Genomic DNA, 18,326 nt, shown 5'->3' on the forward strand with positions numbered 1-18,326 from the left:
TAAGAATGTCCAGCCTCCCGAAAACACTTGTCAAATTATTCGCGCTGCCTTTGGGCGCGTTGATAGTTGCCGCTAGTGTTCACGCTGATACACCAGAGACTTTACCCAAATACCAAAACACATCACTCAGTTTTCAGGAGCGCGCGCAGGACCTGGTATCGCGCATGACGCTGGATGAAAAGCTGCCACAACTTATCAATGACGCGCCCGCCATTCCGCGCTTGGGTGTGCGCGAATTTAATTGGTGGAACGAAGGTTTGCACGGCGTTGCCGCGCTCGGCGAGGCAACCGTGTTCCCCCAGGCAATTGGTATGGGAGCGACCTGGAACGCGCCACTAATGTATAAGGTTGCGGACGTTATCAGCACCGAATTTCGCGCAAAACATTTCGCAGAACAACATAGGTTCGGCGGCTCCGATTGGTTTGGTGGTTTAACCGTTTGGTCACCTAACATCAATATTTTTCGTGACCCACGCTGGGGACGCGGACAGGAAACTTACGGTGAAGACCCGTATTTAACATCGCGCCTCGGCGTGGCCTTCGTAAAAGGTTTGCAGGGCAACGACACTCACTATTTCAAAACGATTGCAACGCCCAAACATTTTGCAGTTCATAGTGGGCCTGAAGCTGGCCGCCATCGCGACAATGTAAATCCAAGCGCAAAAGATCTTGAGGAAACTTATTTACCTGCATTCCGCGCAACCGTTATGGAAGGAAAAGCCAAATCGGTCATGTGTGCTTACAATGCGGTAGACGGAATTCCGGCGTGCGCAAACAATGTGTTATTGGAAAATAAATTGCGCAGCCAGTGGGGCTTTGATGGATTCGTCGTTTCCGATTGCGGTGCGGTATTTGATATTTATCACAGCGCAAATCACGGCTACACCAAAACGCCCGAAGAAGGAATTAAAGCAGCCTTTGAAGCCGGCATGGATTTAATCTGCGGCGACGCCAACGAAGCAGATAACATTCGCAACGCACTGAACAAAGGCCTGATTACTGAAGCACAAATAGATATCTCTCTCACTCGCTTATTTACAGCAAGAATGAGTTTGGGACAATTTGATCCACGAACTCAGGTCTTTCCAAAAATTACCGCGCGCGACAATGATACAGACGCACATCGCAACCTTGCACGCACCATGGCAGAAAACTCTCTGGTTCTGCTAAAAAATAAGTCCCGTTTTTTGCCGTTCACATCCGCCATTAAAAAAATTGCTGTTATTGGCCCCAATGCCGACAGCGTAGAAGCGCTCGTGGGTAATTACAACGGCACACCATCCCAGCCTGTTACCGCATTAAAAGGACTGCGCGCTCGTTTTGGTGAGGGCAATATCCATTATGAAAAAGGCACGGGCTTATTAGACCCGGTACAGATATCAGTACCCGATAGCGTTTTTTGTGTGGATGCCAAATGTCGTAAACAGGGTTTGCAGGCCGAGTATTTTGTAGATAAACATATGGCCACCAAACCGACACAAAAGCGGATTGACTCAAACGCAAGACTCAGTTGGACCAATGAAGTAGCCAGCGGCGCTGTACGCTGGAGTGGATTCATTAAAGCACCCGAGACTGGCACTTACAGTTTTCGCTATTTGGCCGACGGCGGATATCGTATTTGGATTAATGACCAATTAATTTTGGATGCCTGGAATGTTGATTGGCGGCCGGTAATTGCGAGTGGAAATACCCAACTCGACGCAGGAAAAATTTATCGTCTAAAAATTGAAGCCTTTCAACGCGGCGAGCAAGGCAGCGAACAATTGGTGTGGAGCTTACCGGCGAATAAGCCAACCGAGGCGGCAGTTTCGGCGGCAAACAATGCTGATGCGGTAGTGTTTGTGGGTGGGCTAACCGCGCAAGTGGAGGGCGAGGAAATGCCTGTGCCATTACCCGGATTTGTTGGAGGAGATCGTACCGATTTATCCCTACCCGTGGTACAGCGCGAGCTTTTGCAAAAACTCTACGCCACAGGTAAACCGGTCATAGTGATACTAATGAATGGCAGCGCGCTGGCCATTAACGAAGAAGCAGCAAAAGCCACGGCGATTATCGAAGCCTGGTACCCCGGAGGACAAGGTGGCGACGCTATTGCTCGCCTGCTGGCTGGAGACTTCAGCCCAGCAGGACGACTGCCGGTGACGTTTTATAAATCGCTTGAACAATTGCCCGCATTCAACGATTACTCCATGGCAAATCGCACCTACCGATATTTCACCGGCGAGGTACTGTATCCTTTTGGTTACGGACTTTCGTACAGCAAATTTGCGTACAGCAAACTTGCGCTATCAAGTAAACAATGGGATGGCAAGAAACCGCTGCGCGTTACGGTGGACGTCACTAACACCGGCACTATGAATGCAGACGAAGTTGTACAACTTTACGCTTCACACCCGGAGATTCCCAACAGCCCGATACGCACCCTGGTAGCGTTTGAACGCGTGCATATTGCCAAAGGAGAAACGCAAAAAGTGGTTTTCAGTGTGGATGCGCGAAGCCTGAGCACCGTGGACGCAACTGGTCAACGCAAGTTGGTGTCTGGCAAAGTCGACCTGTGGCTTGGTGGTGGTCAACCTGGGTTACGCGCTGATCTGGGAGCGACTGCTGGTCAAGCTGCGCAGCTGCAAATTACGCACAGCACAACATTTTAATTCATTGTTATTTTTGTTTTTTTACACCATCAACATTTCAACGCGCGAAAAAAATTCCGGCTTCATTTTTATGAAGTCGGAATTTCACTATAGAAGAATAATTCACCTAAATTGATGCAGGCGAGCATCTCAAACGGCGACACCTTATCAAAGTTAGCTAGCTGTTACAGAAAGCCACAGGCGCCAATATTTTTATTTTTTTCGCTTATCGCCGCAAATTTCAAAAAATACTTTTCTGCAGCAATAGACGTCAAACTTTCACCTCAATCCAGTGTAGATGTAATCGAATTCATCTTGATATGACTAACATACTAGTTCACCGAGTAACAAATTTATATTTATTCAGTCGATTGAAACCCATATAAAAATATTGTATGTTTTAATAATGGTAAAAATGACAACAAGATAAATAAACAAAAAAGCGCGTGCAGCACCGTCTTAATCTTCGTTGCAGCAGATTTCTGAATTTACGCTCACTACCAACGCCCGAGGTTATTCAGATGTACAAATTTATGCCTCACGGCGGGCAATTATTTCCCTGGAATCTCTATGTTGAACGAATCTATCTACGATGTAATCAGAGTAAAAATTGCATCCATGGAGTACGCACCAGGCAGTCATTTTTCTGAAATGGACCTGGCCAAAGAACTGGGCACCCCCAGATCCAAAGTGAGAGAAGCGTTCAGTTTGTTAGCACAAGACAATCTCGTTCAAATTATTCCGCAGCGCTGTACTACCATCTGTAAACTCGAGCTGACCAGTATTTTGGATTCAATATTTATCATCAGATCCATAGTAATCGCGATACTTAAGGATGTTCAGTCAAGTAACATCGAGAAATGTCTTTCCGTCACGCATTTGCGCGATAAAATGTTAGCGCTCGAAAATTGCATTGTGTTTTCGGAGGATGAGTTTTTCGCTGCGGACCATCATTTTTACCTAACACTGTCCGGGTTAAATGGATTTCCACGCTTGAATAAAATAATATTTAAAGAAAAACTTAACATCGACAGAACCTTGCGCCTTTCCAATAAACGACGCAGCGATTTCCTCCCCATTGCCAAACTCTATCGATTAGTTCTGGACGGCCTGATTATTGGTGCAACAGACAAATCCATAAAAGCAATTTGTGAGCTGGCTAATACGCTGGAAATGTACGCGCGATCCGCAGCTAAAAATCACCCAAGCTTATTCGTCTAGTTTTCGAGCCGGCTTCATTTTCTGCTGCGCAAGGGCACTTAACATGAGTGAACCGCGGAGTGTATTAATCCATGAAGCATTCTCTATTTAACATCCATGATGTCGTATTGTTTATCACCGCGACCTTATGCTTGATACTCGCCCTATGCCAGAGCTTTCATCCCGCTAAAAGTCGAATAGAAAAAATATTGCTGCTTGCTTTTCTATTCGATATCGCGCTTGGCATTGGCTCTGTGCTGTTATTTTGGCAAGCGACGCTAAAAATTCACCCGGTTCTGGATAACTATCTGGTGCCCTATTTGCTATTTTGCTCGCTGCTATTAAAAGGACCTTTGCTTTATTGCTATGTATCTGCTGCTACCTCACCGGCTTATCGAATCACCCGTGCGGACGCTATTCATCTGCTACCTTTGGTCATCTATTTTTTCGCTATTGCCATTAACTACCCGCTCACTAGTGTTGTTCGAACCGATTTTCAGCCGGACAAACTCACTCATATTTTGTCTGTCTATGAATGGCACTCACTAAAAACTATTCCGTTGCTCTACGCAGCCATGGCGCTTCACAAGTTGCATGGCGTTAACAGGCAAGCGCAGCCCGATACGTACCCGCCAACACTCGGGCATCACTGGTTGGTGATTTTGGTTTGGGGTAGTTTATTGAATTGGAGCTGGTCATTGGGCACGCATTTTTTGGGCTTTTTTTGGGGTGCCAGTGCAGCAGATTTGTTCGGCATTTTCGATAACTATATTACGTCAGGTTTAATTAGCGCGCTTCTGGTCTACAGTATTGTACACATCAATAAAGAGTTGACGCGCCGCAGCTCTCCTCCGGACAGCGAATTTCATATCGACACCTATCCCATTGAAAAAATTATCCAGTCGATGGAAATTGAAAAGCTCTACCTTAACCCGCGTTTGAACATTGAACGCCTCGCTGAGCACATTAATATTCCCTACCGCGACGTATCAACACTGATTAACAAGCACTTTCAGGTTAATTTCAACGAATACGTTAATCTCTATCGGATCAATGAAGCAAAGCGATTACTCACCGACACACAATTTTCAAACCTGACGATCAACGAAATTTATGCGCAGGCTGGCTTTAACAGCAAATCGGCTTTTCATCGTTTTTTTAGTCGACTCGTTGGGGTTTCCCCCACTGAGTTTCGTAAATTGGCGAGTGAGTCCGCCAGGGCAAACTATCGCACAGCTATTTAGCACCAATGGAAGTAGTGCCGCACGCGGCACTACTTCTGTAGGCTAAAAAAAATGTATTGCGCGGCTAGTTAACGCGGCAACTTGGCAATACAAATGAACCATCGTGATTACCTTGCAAGCCAAAACTCACCGACTGCCCGGGTGCAATAGTGCCGTTCCAACCCACATTGCTTGCGGTAACCACATTTCCTGAACCACCGAATACCGCATTCCAACCACCAGTGCGTTGCGGACTTTCGCTAAAGTTTAACGTTAAACTCCAACCGTTTATTGCAGCAGTACCGGTATTGCTAACGGTGATGTCCAATTGGTATCCGTTTCCCCAGTTATTCACCAGCTTTGCAGTACACGTAAGCCCACCGGAATTGACCGAGCCTACTGAACTGGAAGAACTCGTTCTGCTACTGGATGGCAATGCACTGGATATTACCGAACTTCTACTGGATGAGGATGGTGCCGCCGAGCTACGAACGGAACTTGAAGAAACAGCCGCGCCTACAATACCGAAGGGTGCAGGTTGTGCCGCACAGGTGTTGCGTGAAATACAACTGCGGTTATTTTCATAACCCCAACCACTGCTGGTATTAATACACAGAGGGTAAAGTGTTCCATACCAATTACACTGTCCTGTACCGGTATTGGAATTGCTAGATGCTGTGGAAGAACGGGCGATGCTACTTACACTCGTGGTTGCACTGCTGGTAGTTGCACTGCTAGTGGTTGCCATACTGCTGCTTGAGCGGCTACTCGGCATGGCACTACTGCTTGCACGGCTGCTCGCGGCACCATCGACAGGAACGCTTCCGTTAAAGCCCTTGTTGCTCTCAGTGGTAAGGGCTAACACCAGCGTGCCATTTTGCACAACCACATTGGCTGGATCGAAGTCCACATAGTTTCCATCAAAAGTCCAATCCGCTTTACTCCAACGATTAGCATCAAAGCTATTAAAATCATCGCGCCACGAAAACGTGAAGGTTTTTGATGCAGTGTTGTAGGCGTAATACTCCATGTAATTAACAAATTGATATACCGGCAAAATCGACGAATTAAAAGCGCCTACCCAGGACTCGCTGGTTGATGCCCAAATGTTAAAGCGCATGCTTTGAGGATTCATCAAAGTGGCAACCAGATTCCCGCCAGTTATTTTTCTTACTTGTTGACCATCAATAAACCAGGTCACATATTCCGGAGTCCATTCCAGCGCATAGGTATGGTAATCATCCGCAAGCGATTGCGAAGCGGTATGCAACCCCTCAGTCGTCTGACGCGGGGCGCCGGCGATAATATTGCTTTGCATTTGATAGGCTTCATTTTTCCCCAGCACTTCAATATCAATTTCTTCCCACACGGTACCCGCAACTTCAGAGCCATTCTTGTAGGTAAAAAATGTTGAGAGCACGCCGCTGCCCTTGGCCATGCGCATGCGCATAACATAGCGGCCATATTTGGTGGATTCTGCACTGTAAATCTCCGCCCCCTTATAGGGTTTGGCAGCAGCGTTCAATGAACCCAGGACGCTGACGCAGAAGGCGAAAGTCATTAGCAAGATAGATTGTTTAGTAAACATGTAACTCTCCTTATGTTTATTGTGGAAATTGGAAGGAATTAAAACTTGCGTGGTAACACCGCAGAAATTTACAAAAGTTTTAATCGAAATTTTGTCCCACTTTTGTTTTAAGGCGGGAATAACTGGTCACGTTTTCGCGGGGATAATGGGACACAGCACGCAGCAGGAGAATAATGAGAACTGCTTAAAAGGATTTGTCAGTCGTTTCAACATTACTTAAACAGACTTTACACAGATCATTGACGTTATCCCTTCCACGCACCAGTTTTTATATTATAATCTTAATGTCTTATGGGTTTGGTACTGCGTGCCATTATCCCGCCCTGCAAGAGTTTGGGCACCATAACAATAAAGGCCAACACTCCCGTTTTTTTGCATAACTATCCACAGCACTACACCTACAACTGATTGGAGTTATGTATACACATTGATATCAGCCCAGGCGGCCAGCGGATCTAAGGATGCGCATGGCGTCGCCTAAACATTATTTTCAGGAGCACAGCCTATGCAGTGGCAATCGTTTCGGTTTTTCAAATCTTTTATTCCCGCACTAATCTGGCTAGCAAGTTCCGCAGCCCTTGCGCAGGATGGAAAAATGTATCCCATCGATGCACCGCCAGAGCCAGGTGCAATTCCACTGAATACCGGTGGAGTTGAAAATCAGCCGGCGCAAGAAAGCTGGTTTCGGCAGTGGGGCGACCCTATGGCTAGAAATATTTCCAAGGCGACCCTGACGCCCTTCCTGGCGGACCCGAAAAAAGCCAACGGCACCAGCGTGATAGTTGCGCCCGGTGGAGGTTTCATGTGGTTGTCGATGGGTAATGAAGGCTGGGAAGTTGCTCAAGCTCTCGCTGCGCGTGGCATCAACGCTTTCGTATTGAAATATCGTTTGCAACCCACCGCCGACTCGCTGGAGGATTTCGAAAAGCAAATGACCCAGCGCTTTGCCGACGCGGCGAAAAATTCTGGCGATAAAAGTTCAGCGCCCAAGATGCCGGGCGGAAATTTGGAGGATCAACTGGAAGATGTTGAAGCGGCTTACGCGCTGATTAGTAGCCGCGCTAAAGAATGGAATGTCGATTTAAAAAAATTGGGCATGATGGGTTTTTCCGCTGGTGCTGGTCTCACTATGGCCACCACCTTGCGCTCCAAAAAAGTGAAGCTGGCATTTATCTCGCCCATTTACGGTGGCATGAATGCGGTAGAAGTACCTAAAGAAGCTCCGCCGATGTTTGTCGCTATCGCGATTGACGATTTCCTCTTTCACGGCGACATAGGTTTGGTGAAATCCTGGTACGAAGCAAAAGTGCCAGTGGAGTTGCACTTGTATCAAAACGGCGGTCACGGTTTTGGTTTGGGCAATCCGGATCGCACCAGCAACAAATGGTTTGATGCCTATATGCACTGGTTGGATGTGAATGGATTTTTGAAACGCTAATTGCATCCATCGTTGCAGCCTGACTGTCGTTCAGGCTGCAACTCTTCGCGTTGCGCCACACCGCCCTCCGAATTAAGCCAGTTTATTTTTCCAACTCTCCCCCCAATAGCTGCAACCCTTGTTTACCAGGATATTTCTATGTGCGTGTTTACGCGCCTGGATTCGCATTGGAAAATATTTTTTTATATTTGATAGAAAAACAATGCGGAAAATTTCCACTTTTGATGAAAGTTTTCCATACAAAAAACAATGCGCTTAACTGATCGCTAAAAATTTGAACTACCGCATAAAACCAACGATTGGATTACCACTTACTAGAACCAGTTTGCGAATTCGTACAATTCGGAAAAACCTTAATATCCATATAAACATACAATATTTAAAATAACCTCACTTGAATAACATCTCTGCAACTAAAAACAGACTCGGCGGACCACGCCCCGCGTATCACGCCTGCACCTAAACATCAGGATGACTTAATCCCCTCTCTTACTCCCAATATCGAACGGAGGCTCTATCGAGATTAATTATGACTATCAACCTGAAATTTAATGTGCTTCATGTTTATGGAGGTCAATCGCTATGAAATTTATTCGTGTAAAAAAATTGGTTAGTGCCGCAGTATTCGGGCTAGTCGCTATCTGCGCCACGACAACCAACGCGCAAACACTTAGCAGCAATTCAACGGGTACCAATAACGGTTTTTTTTATTCATTCTGGAAAGACTCCGGCAGTGCAACCATGACCTTATACGGTGCCGGGCGCTACTCCTCGCAATGGAACAACAGCACCAACAATTGGGTCGGTGGTAAGGGATGGCAACCAGGCAACAGCTCACGGGTTATTAGCTATAGCGGCAATTACGGTGGCAGCAATAGCCAAAATACCTATCTGGCACTTTATGGTTGGACACGAAGCCCGCTCATCGAGTATTACGTTATTGAAAGCTATGGCTCCTACAATCCAGCAGGCTGTTCTGGCGGTACTGACTACGGCAGTTTTCAAAGTGATGGCGCAACCTATAACGTGCGCCGCTGTCAACGCGTCAATCAACCGTCAATTGATGGCAACCAAACTTTTTATCAATATTTCAGTGTGCGCAATCCCAAAAAAGGATTCGGAAATATTTCCGGAACCATTACCTTCGCCAATCATGCCAATTTTTGGGCCAGCAAAGGTTTACCGCTCGGCAATCACGATTACCAAATTGTGGCCACTGAAGGTTATCAAAGCACCGGCAGTTCAGATATCACTGTCAGCGCTGGCGGAATCAACAGCAGCGCGGCCAATACAACGTCCAGTGCGCGCAGCAGTGCGACGAGTGTCGGCTCGGGCGCCATTACAGTACGTGCGCGCGGCGTCACGGGTTCTGAACATATTTTTTTGAAAGTGGGTGGCGTAAATGTCGGAAGTTGGACGCTGACAACCAGTTATCAAAACTACATTTACACCGGCAACGCTTCTGGCGATATCAATGTTGAATACGACAACGATTCAGGCAATCTCGATGTACAGGTCGATTACATCCAGGTGAACGGTGAAACACGGCAAGCCGAAGATATGACCTACAACACCGCGTTTTATACCAATGGTTCTTGCGGTGGCGGTGGCAACAGCGAATTAATGCATTGCAATGGTGTCATTGGCTTTGGTTCAACGACCGATTGCTTCAGCGGCAATTGTGGTGGCACAACCAGTAGTATCGGCACAACCAGCAGCGCATTAGCCTCAAGCAGTGTGCGCACCAGTGCAATGACTTCCAGCAGCCGGCCTACCAGCAGCGCATCCAACTCCAGCGGTGGCGGCCAGTGCCAGTGCCAGTGCAACTGGTACGGTACCCTCTATCCAAGCTGTGTAACCACCCAAAGCGGCTGGGGATGGGAAAATAACAGAAGTTGTATCAGCAATAGCACCTGCATGAGTCAACCAACAAATCAAGGCGGACTCGTCTGCACTGCAAGCAGTGTCCAGCGCAGTTTGTCCAGCAGCCTGAGCAGCTCGCGCCCATCGTCCAGTGCAATAAGTTCATCACCTACCACCAGTTCATCCAGCTCTTTGCGCTCGTCCAGTTCAAGTATGTCCAGCTCAAGAATGTCCAGCAGCTCAAGCGCAACGGAAAAGTTAGTGTATGCCGTGAATGCAGGCAATTCTTCTGCAGCGACGTTAAATGGAATTATTTATCAGGGGGATCGTTTTGCGTCGGGCGGTACAACTCAAACAGTTACCACAGACATCGCTGGTACTACCCAGGATGCAATCTATCAATCCGAACGCTACGGCACTTACAGTTATGAAATTCCGGTCAGTAATGCAACCTACAGTCTGGTATTGCATTTTGCCGAGCTCTATCACAACGCCGCCGGTGCGCGCTCATTTGATCTTAGCGTTGAAGGCCAGCAAATTCTGTCCGATTTCGATTTGTACAGCTTGGTGGGACGCAATACCGCTTACGACCAACGCGTAAATAATATTGCTGTGAACGATGGCAAACTCACTATCAGCCTCACCACAAAAATTGATAACGGCACACTCAGTGGATTTGCCATTTATTCCAGCAACGGTGGCGTATTCACCGGCACCGAAGAACCCGAATGCAGCGCAGCAGATCGCCAAACACCCAGCGCCATTGATTACAACCGCGCGGTCACACGCCAGGAACAAAAGAATCCGCCGTCTGGCGCCTTTGGTTATGCCATCGAACATGCGACACAAACACTGCCCAACCACACTATTTATCGCCCGGATTTAAGCCGCGCGAATAATGTTCCAATCGTTGTGTGGGGCAATGGTGCCTGTTCAAATGTGGGCACCGAGCAAGCGGATTTCCTCTTGCAAATTGCGTCTAACGGCTATCTCGTTATTGCTAACGGCGGCCCATTTGGTTCCGGCTCCAACGATCAACACGAAACGGAATTGGTAAAAGCCATTGATTGGGCGGTTAAAGAAAATGGTCGCAAATGCAGCCAATTTTACGGAAAACTGAATGTCGAAAAAATTGCGACTATGGGTTGGTCGTGCGGCGGAGGCATGGCGCACTTTGCGGCGGTAGATCCGCGCGTGGACACCGCAGTCGCGCTGAACAGCGGCCTGGGAATCTATGGCGACCGATTTAATTATTACCCACGTTTCCATTCCCCAATTGCCATCTTCAACGGCGACTCGCGCGATGTTGCGTACAACCCCGGCTTACAGGAATACAGTGAAGTGAATAATGTTCCTGTCTATCACGCCAACTACCCGCAGGGTCATGGCGATGCTTACTTTCAGGATAATGGTGGTGAGTTCGGGATAGTCGCCGTGGGCTGGTTAAATTGGATGCTCAAGGATGATTTAACCAATTCCGGCAAGGGCATGTTCATCGGCACCAACTGCCGTTTGTGCCGCTCGCCCTGGGTAACCAAGCACAAAGGTTTCTAAGGTTAAGGGAAGCCGGCAAGGGTTTTTATGTAGAGCTAGCCAAAAAAATTCCCACTGCACAGCGGTGGGAATTTTTTTCATTTCAGTGCCTGGATTTCAGTTACAACAACAACGTTTTTTCCAACGCATTGGCCGCCGCCAAACCGGAGCAATAAGCGGCCTCAACACGGCCATCGCCCAACCAATCACCCGCGAGCGCCAGCCCCAGCTCGGGCCACGCAGCCTTGTTAATCGAAGGCTGTACCAATGCACGCGCATAACGCCAGCGATGGAAATATTTAGCATCAACGCGTGGAATTTTTTCACCCGGCAACCAATGAGTTAATAGCCGGTTAAATTCTTGCAGCATCGCTGTTTCAATTCTTGCTGGCGTAGCATCAATATTATCTGCTGACCAAATGGGATTGGCATGAAGTAAGAAATGATTGCCGGATACACGACCCGGCTTACGATTATTGTGCGCAACCCAGCTGAGCAAACCATCATTTACAAACGCTGCCGCAAACGGCAGACCCAGCGCCTGCTCTGTCCGAACCATGAGTGCGAGGCAAGGCTCCATCACTACACTTGCGGCCACTGAATATGCTTCAGTACCCAAGGGTAACAATGCGCGCGCTTGTGGAGCGGGCAGCGCAATAATTAGCTGATGCGCGCACCAGACCGATCCAGCAGCCTCAATAATCCACTCATCGCCCTGCCGAAATGCGCGCGTCACCAGTGCGTTGTAAACAATCTGCAGGTGATTCGCCATATCAAGCAGCGGCGCTTTCATGCGCGGCATTCCCACAAAACGCTCGCGCGAGCGGCTCGCACTAAGCTGCTCTCCATCCCACACGGCGATAGGCGATTTCCAATGCGCGACCGACCCCTGCTCTACCCAGCGCTGAACCTGCGCGCGAAATTCGGGCGAACGCGCGGTAAAATATTGTGCGCCGTGATCCCAACAACCTTCCGGTTTGTCTCGCGTAGCCATACGCCCGCCGGGGTTGTAGGATTTTTCAAGTACACAGACTTTGCGCCCCAAGGCCTGCAAGCGCGCTGCCGCCGTTATGCCTGCCATACCAGCACCAATCACCACTACATCGAATTCGTTAATGGGTTTCAAAATAAATTTCTCCGCGTAGTGAATTTGCTTCAACCAATTGATCGAACCAATCATCCAATCCCTGGGCAGTCGCCAATCCCAAGAGCACTCCTAAGACAGCGCCACGATGACAATTATCCCCGCCCAGATTGGTATTCGCGATCAGGGCACGATGCGGGTCCTCAAGGTATTTCCATGCGAGATATAACACGCTGGGCCACGAATCTTCGATATAACACGCGCGTGAAAACAGCTTGCCAATTACCTGATTATCCCATTCATGCTTTTGCACAATCTGCGCCAATTCCACGCCGGCAGTTTTCTTTGCGACAGCCGCAATCATCAAACGTGCATCCTGAATATTTGCTGTTGATGAAAACTCGCGAAACAGCAAAGCATCAATTAGCGCAACATACACATCGCATATAGCGGCGAGTTGCTCATCGGGATGGGTGAGAAATAAATGGGTGCGACACACATCTTGCACACGTTTTAGTGAGCGCTCATACAACAATTCTGCGATGGCGATGGGAGCAATCATGACTAGACCACCAATGGATGCGGTGTCGTGAGTCGCCGCGCCGCATTTGTGCGCAGGCTTGCCATTCACCAGATTGGCAAAGAAGCCGCGATGAAAGGATTCAGCGTAGGTATCCGGATGCTGTGGTTCATCAGCAGTCATAAACGCAATGTAATCGCGCAGGAAACTGACGCGTTCATAACGACCGCCGTGTTGATTAAGACAACGCAATACCACGCGCATGCAATGCAGGTTCAAGGTATTTTCCCCGGCGCGCATCCCCCGGTGATAGTGCTGGTTCGCAATGCCCCAGTACTGGCGTTTGCCTTTCAAAATAACATCGCCCACCACTTGCGGCTCACTGCTAGTGGCTTGCTTGCCACGGCCACCCGCGTTGGTTGAGTGCAAACTCATAATCGACGACGGATGGAAAGCCGGCGCCGCGGCAAACCCTTCAACACCATCGGGAAACGCCCGGTAAATATCCAACGGGTTATAAAACCAATGCACAGGCATCGCCAAGGCATCAGCAATAAAACTCAATTGTAACGCCGCCTTTGCACGCCCCCGTATTAACGAACTTTGCATCTCACTCCCACCGGATCATCTACTGTCAACGCAATTAGGTAGCCATCAAAAGACAATTCGAATTCCAGCCGAATTGGGATCACCCAAGGCGTGAATAAAAAGGGAGCCAAAGGCGCAGGAATGCCAATGAAACCGGGTATGAAGAAGTGTTACGAGAAGTTTATCGCCCTGGGTAAGCACAAGAAAGTTGCACTTACGGTCGGAGTACGGATTTTTGCGAGCGACAAGCAAACTACATTTGCGTTGCTGGGATTGGATTTTTATCGAAGTTGCGGGTTAGAAACCTTCGACACTATGAACTTCAACAATTCTGTGTGGCCCATCAAGAATTTCCAATGGATTACAGGCCTCCAGAAATTCTTTAGCACCTTTAAACGAATGAAAAAGCAGATGTTTATTTATGCCAACAGTGTCAGCTAGGCCATTACAAAATAGAATCGAGCATTCCGCCGTCGTTCCACAGCTATATGCGACTATGTCATAGCCTTGAATGGTTGTATTTTCAGGTTTTTCAACCAATGTTTTGTATTTGGCTTCAGCAGAAAAAGATGCCCAGCTCTTGGTGTGTATATCGAACTCCATTTCGTAAACCTGGTAGAAAAACAACTTGCCTCTACTTGGATCAATAGATAGATCTTTAGCTAAAGACATAATTTCTCGATAAGAGTTAAAGAAATAGTAGCCATTGTGTTTATCGTATGGGAGCCAGTCTGCAAAATCGGGCACAGAATGCGAGCCAACACAATACAGCTCATCCAACTTGACGCCATTATGCCAAATGAAAGCACCGTCAATAAACTTCACCATGTACCCAGCTGCAATCATTTTTCTGACCTTTCTAATAACGAAGGATAGCCCCCTAGGGGTAATGGTACTTGTACTGTCGACTAGTCAATGCAAAAGCGGGAAATTATTTATATGTCTGGTAAAAATTTTTACCAGACATATTTACTAACCCGATTTAGCTTGTTGTTGTTCAAAAGTAAACACAATAAATTCTGCAGGATGAACGACCGCCACCTTTACCGACACACGCATAAAACCATTTAACAGATCATCTGCCGTCATAGTTGAACCCAAACCAACATCAACTTGAAACGCATCGGCAGCAGAAGCACCTTGTAAGCCACCTTCTTGCCACACGTCAGTCAAAAAGCTGGCAATCATGCTTTTTACTGCGCTCCAGGTATTGGCATCATTGGGTTCAAACACATAAGCGCGCGCGGCCAACTTTACCGATTGCTCAATAAACGTCATAGTTCTGCGCACAGAAATATAACGCCAATCCTGACTGTTGCCATCGAGTGTTCTTGCCCCCCAAACTAAAATTCCCTGGCCATTAAAAAAACGAATCGCATTGATTGATTTGCCCGAAACAGCATCAACATTCAAATTTGCTTGCTGAGAATCGGATAAACGAATCGGCAATGCTACCGCGCCCACAATGCCCGTGTTAGCCGGTGCATTCCATACACCACTCATATTATCGTTAAGGGTATAAACACCAGCCATTGCGCCGCTGCAAGGTAAAATGTTGGCGATACTCAACACCTGATCAATAATTTGGCGGTAAGGTTGGCTGGAGGTAAGCAAGGCGGCCTGTAGCTGGCTATTGGACATTGGATTAGGTGGCGGAGCCTGAATCATTGCCAGAATTTGCGCAGCAACCGGGTTAGGGGCACTCGGTGGATTCAACAAGGGTTCAAGCTGTTTGGTATCCCCGCCAAATAAATTGGTAAAGTCAATATCGCTTGGCTGCATAACAGTTGTGCAAATAAACGGATAATAACTCACACCATAATTCAAGCCGGAATTACCCGTGTTGTTCCGAAATGCTTGAATGTCATTGGTATACAAAATAGGGTCAGGACAAGCTCCGCCAATCACATCAAATATGCACACTGCGGTTTGCATAGCTTGCGCTTGTAACAACATGCTTTGCATCAAGGTGCCATTGTCAGCAATCGATAATAACGTTGCCTCCGGGCAAATATACATTGTCGGCTCGGGCTCATTTTGCAGAAGTGCCAAACCCGTTTGTAAGTCAGTTAATCTAACGTTGGGATTAACCACCTGCGCAGCAGGATCAGCCAATGGTTTTTTATTGGCAGGGCCATAACCACCCACCGAAACTATATACGCCGCACCGCCTCCGTTTTGATAAAACAAACGCACACTGTTGTACAAATAATAAATAGTACTAGGGTCCGGCAGAATAGAATAATAAGTGCCGGCCAACATCATGTAATCCCCTCTGGTTGGCTTAGCTTGTTGAGCAACCAGATAATATTCAGGATTATATTGTTTGGCCGCATCCGCTGGAGGTGCGGGATTATCCAGCATAAAAATTGCCTGGAATTCCGCAAACGAATTTATTTTTTGCGGTTTATTGTAGTAAGACTTGCCCTGATATTCTGCTTTCGGTGTATAGCCAATAAACGCAGGAACAGCGGTAGCTACAGGGACAACAGAATTAGGAAAACCGTTAAGTTCATCAACGTAAACGCCGGGAGTTGAAAGAGTTGCCATATTGATATCATCCTAATTTCCTGATTTGGTAATGTTAACTGGATCTTTCTCGGGAGGGGAGAAAAATTATTATGGCCAGATAACCATTAACAAGCCAACGACTACGATGATTTCTTTTTTGGGATTACACGATGGTATTATTCAGGCATCACCATTAAGAAGATAACCACGATGACTGATTACCTATTACCCGATGATTCGGAAGACGATGCAGACGATTTTGAAATGCTGCTGCGCATCAGTGCAGGAATCCTCTATCGCTCGGCAGATCCGATTAATTTTCTCAACTGGATCGCAACGCATGGTGCCTCGCTCGCCCCTGGATTAGCGGAGCAGGTGGCCCCAGCCACAGGCCCCGCCGCACTGTTTTTTCGCGCGCTCGGAGTACAAATTTATAACCACACGCCCACGCCTGAGCACGATTTTGCTGTACATCCGCTACCAAAACCCGAGCGCAACCAGCCCTGCCCCTGCGGCTCAGGCAAAAAATACAAACAGTGTTGTAGCCAGTTGGAAATGCATAATTCCCCACTCGCCGATTTCAACATGTTGTATTACACACTGGAATGCGCGCCCAAGAATATGCTCGCGACCCTTCCATCAAGCAAGGTCAATAGTGAGGCACTGGCGGATGTGGCGGAACAGTGGCGGGAAGAAGGTAAAATGGATCGCGTTCTGGCATTACTGGAACCCTGGTTTAAACCCGCTGTGACACTCAACAAGCGTCACCGCTGGCTGTTCGATATTCTGATGGATGTGTATCTGGAGGAAGATAAACCGCTCAAACGTAAACGTCTGCTGCAACGCGCTTGTGAAGCAGAGGATAAGCAACTGCGCGCGGATGCCTGGCAGCGCAAAGCGACAATAGAAATAGATGCCGGCGATATTTCGTCTGCATGGAAAAGTTATTTCGTCGCACAAAAACTCGACCCTAATGCGCCGTCACTGGCGCTACTGGAGCTAACGCTTTTGGTTGCTGAAGGCAACGTTGATCAAGCCAAAGCACGCGCAGTATTTTGGTTAGCGAGATTCAAACGCAGTGGCGATGTAGGCCCCGGCTTTTTGGATTTACTCGCGCAGTGCACACAAGACCCGCGCGCAGCCCTGAGCGCAGCTGCATCAACCAATGAAAACCAACCGCCAGCGTTGGTGGAATTGAATCGTTTATTAGATTCCGCACCCGCCATTGCAGCGCATTACCAATTAGACATTCATGCCGACGAAGCCATGCTGCAACCCGAAAAGACATTAGCAACACTGGAGCGACAATGGGCGGCAACAGCACAATCCAACAAACCGGAATTAACAACATTCAGCAATGACGACATTGATTTCTGGCGTCGTGCAGAAGGCTGGCTACCGTTACTGCAAACTAACCCCCTGCTGTGGAATAGCTTTGACGTATTGGATGACCTGGCGATGGGAGCAGATACGATTCTTAACGCAGGAGGAATGCAGGAACATTGGTTCGACTTTTTCTCGGTATTATTAGACCGAGCCGCAGACCTATTGGATGCACAGCTAGCCGCCCACCCATCCACCACCAAGCTACCATGGCTATTCATGGAAAACAGACCCGCATTGCGCCTGCTAGCGCACAAAGTCTCACTGCTGGGATTGTCCGAGGGCTTAACGCAAAACTTCATCCATCATGCGGAACGCCTAATACAACTAAACCCTAACGATAACCACGGGTTTCGCACGCAATTAACAACGGCATACATAGCAAACAACCAATTGGAACAAGCAATCCTGCTTGCAAGCCACTATGAAGACGATGGATTGTGCGCAGTACCGCTCAACCATGTTCTGGCGCTTTACTTGAACAACCAACATACAGAAGCACTCGCACGCTTGAAAACTATCGCCTCACGTTTTGATGTAGCGATTAAAATGCTCCTCGCCAAATCCCCCAAGCAGCCTCCTGCCGATAAATATGGAATTAAAATTGGTGGAAAACCAGAAGCCTGGTTTTATCGCGATGACACTCTGGAACTTTGGCAACAACAAGGCGCGCTGGAGTGGTTAAAAACATCGATTAAAAAAATGTAAGAAAATGAGCAACGCGGCCCGGAGCAATGACGGGTCGCGCTACTCGCGATCAACAGG

At 47.8% G+C, this 18,326-nt stretch carries 11 protein-coding genes; 6 read left to right on the forward strand and 5 right to left on the reverse strand.

The features are described from left to right. Positions 1–5: 5 nt before the first annotated feature. The 3 genes from D0C16_RS10870 to D0C16_RS10880 all read left to right on the forward strand — a co-directional run bounded on the left by D0C16_RS10870 (position 6) and on the right by D0C16_RS10880 (position 5,074). Positions 6–2,651, forward strand: a complete 2,646-nt coding sequence (locus D0C16_RS10870; protein ID WP_225318983.1) for a glycoside hydrolase family 3 protein — start codon at positions 6–8, stop codon at positions 2,649–2,651. Positions 2,652–3,200: 549 nt separating this feature from the next. Then, a complete protein-coding gene (locus D0C16_RS10875; protein WP_151032408.1) occupies positions 3,201–3,851 on the forward strand; it encodes a GntR family transcriptional regulator in 651 nt (216 codons plus the stop codon). Positions 3,852–3,922: 71 nt separating this feature from the next. Next, a complete protein-coding gene (locus D0C16_RS10880) occupies positions 3,923–5,074 on the forward strand; it encodes an AraC family transcriptional regulator (protein ID WP_151032409.1) in 1,152 nt (383 codons plus the stop codon). A gap of 64 nt (positions 5,075–5,138) precedes the next feature. Here D0C16_RS10880 and D0C16_RS10885 read toward each other — a convergent pair whose 3' ends face one another. After that, a complete protein-coding gene (locus D0C16_RS10885; protein WP_151032410.1) occupies positions 5,139–6,641 on the reverse strand; it encodes a family 16 glycosylhydrolase in 1,503 nt (500 codons plus the stop codon). A 505-nt stretch (positions 6,642–7,146) separates the two neighbouring features. Between D0C16_RS10885 and D0C16_RS10890 the strand changes: the two genes are divergently transcribed. Then, entirely contained in the window at positions 7,147–8,079 is a 933-nt protein-coding gene (locus D0C16_RS10890) for an alpha/beta hydrolase (RefSeq protein WP_151032411.1), read from the forward strand. 582 nt (positions 8,080–8,661) lie between these two features. Further along, a complete protein-coding gene (locus D0C16_RS10895; RefSeq protein WP_151032412.1) occupies positions 8,662–11,496 on the forward strand; it encodes a glycoside hydrolase family 11 protein in 2,835 nt (944 codons plus the stop codon). Between the two features lie 100 nt (positions 11,497–11,596). Here D0C16_RS10895 and D0C16_RS10900 read toward each other — a convergent pair whose 3' ends face one another. From D0C16_RS10900 to D0C16_RS10915, 4 genes are all read right to left on the reverse strand, one after another. Then, positions 11,597–12,601, reverse strand: a complete 1,005-nt coding sequence (locus tag D0C16_RS10900; protein WP_191968692.1) for an NAD(P)/FAD-dependent oxidoreductase — start codon at positions 12,599–12,601, stop codon at positions 11,597–11,599. Then, entirely contained in the window at positions 12,588–13,688 is a 1,101-nt protein-coding gene (locus D0C16_RS10905; RefSeq protein ID WP_151032414.1) for an ADP-ribosylglycohydrolase family protein, read from the reverse strand. The genes D0C16_RS10900 and D0C16_RS10905 overlap by 14 nt, the downstream gene beginning before the upstream one ends. Positions 13,689–13,964: 276 nt before the next feature. Next, entirely contained in the window at positions 13,965–14,513 is a 549-nt protein-coding gene (locus tag D0C16_RS10910) for a hypothetical protein (RefSeq protein WP_151032415.1), read from the reverse strand. A gap of 126 nt (positions 14,514–14,639) precedes the next feature. Further along, positions 14,640–16,217 (reverse strand): phage tail sheath C-terminal domain-containing protein, encoded by a 1,578-nt coding sequence (locus tag D0C16_RS10915; RefSeq protein WP_151032416.1) that lies wholly within the window; start codon positions 16,215–16,217, stop codon positions 14,640–14,642. A 171-nt stretch (positions 16,218–16,388) separates the two neighbouring features. Between D0C16_RS10915 and D0C16_RS10920 the strand changes: the two genes are divergently transcribed. Beyond that, positions 16,389–18,269, forward strand: a complete 1,881-nt coding sequence (locus D0C16_RS10920) for an SEC-C metal-binding domain-containing protein (protein ID WP_151032417.1) — start codon at positions 16,389–16,391, stop codon at positions 18,267–18,269. Positions 18,270–18,326: the final 57 nt, after the last annotated feature.

The sequence above is a fragment of the Cellvibrio sp. KY-GH-1 genome, assembly GCF_008806975.1.
Classification (GTDB): Bacteria; Pseudomonadota; Gammaproteobacteria; order Pseudomonadales; family Cellvibrionaceae; genus Cellvibrio.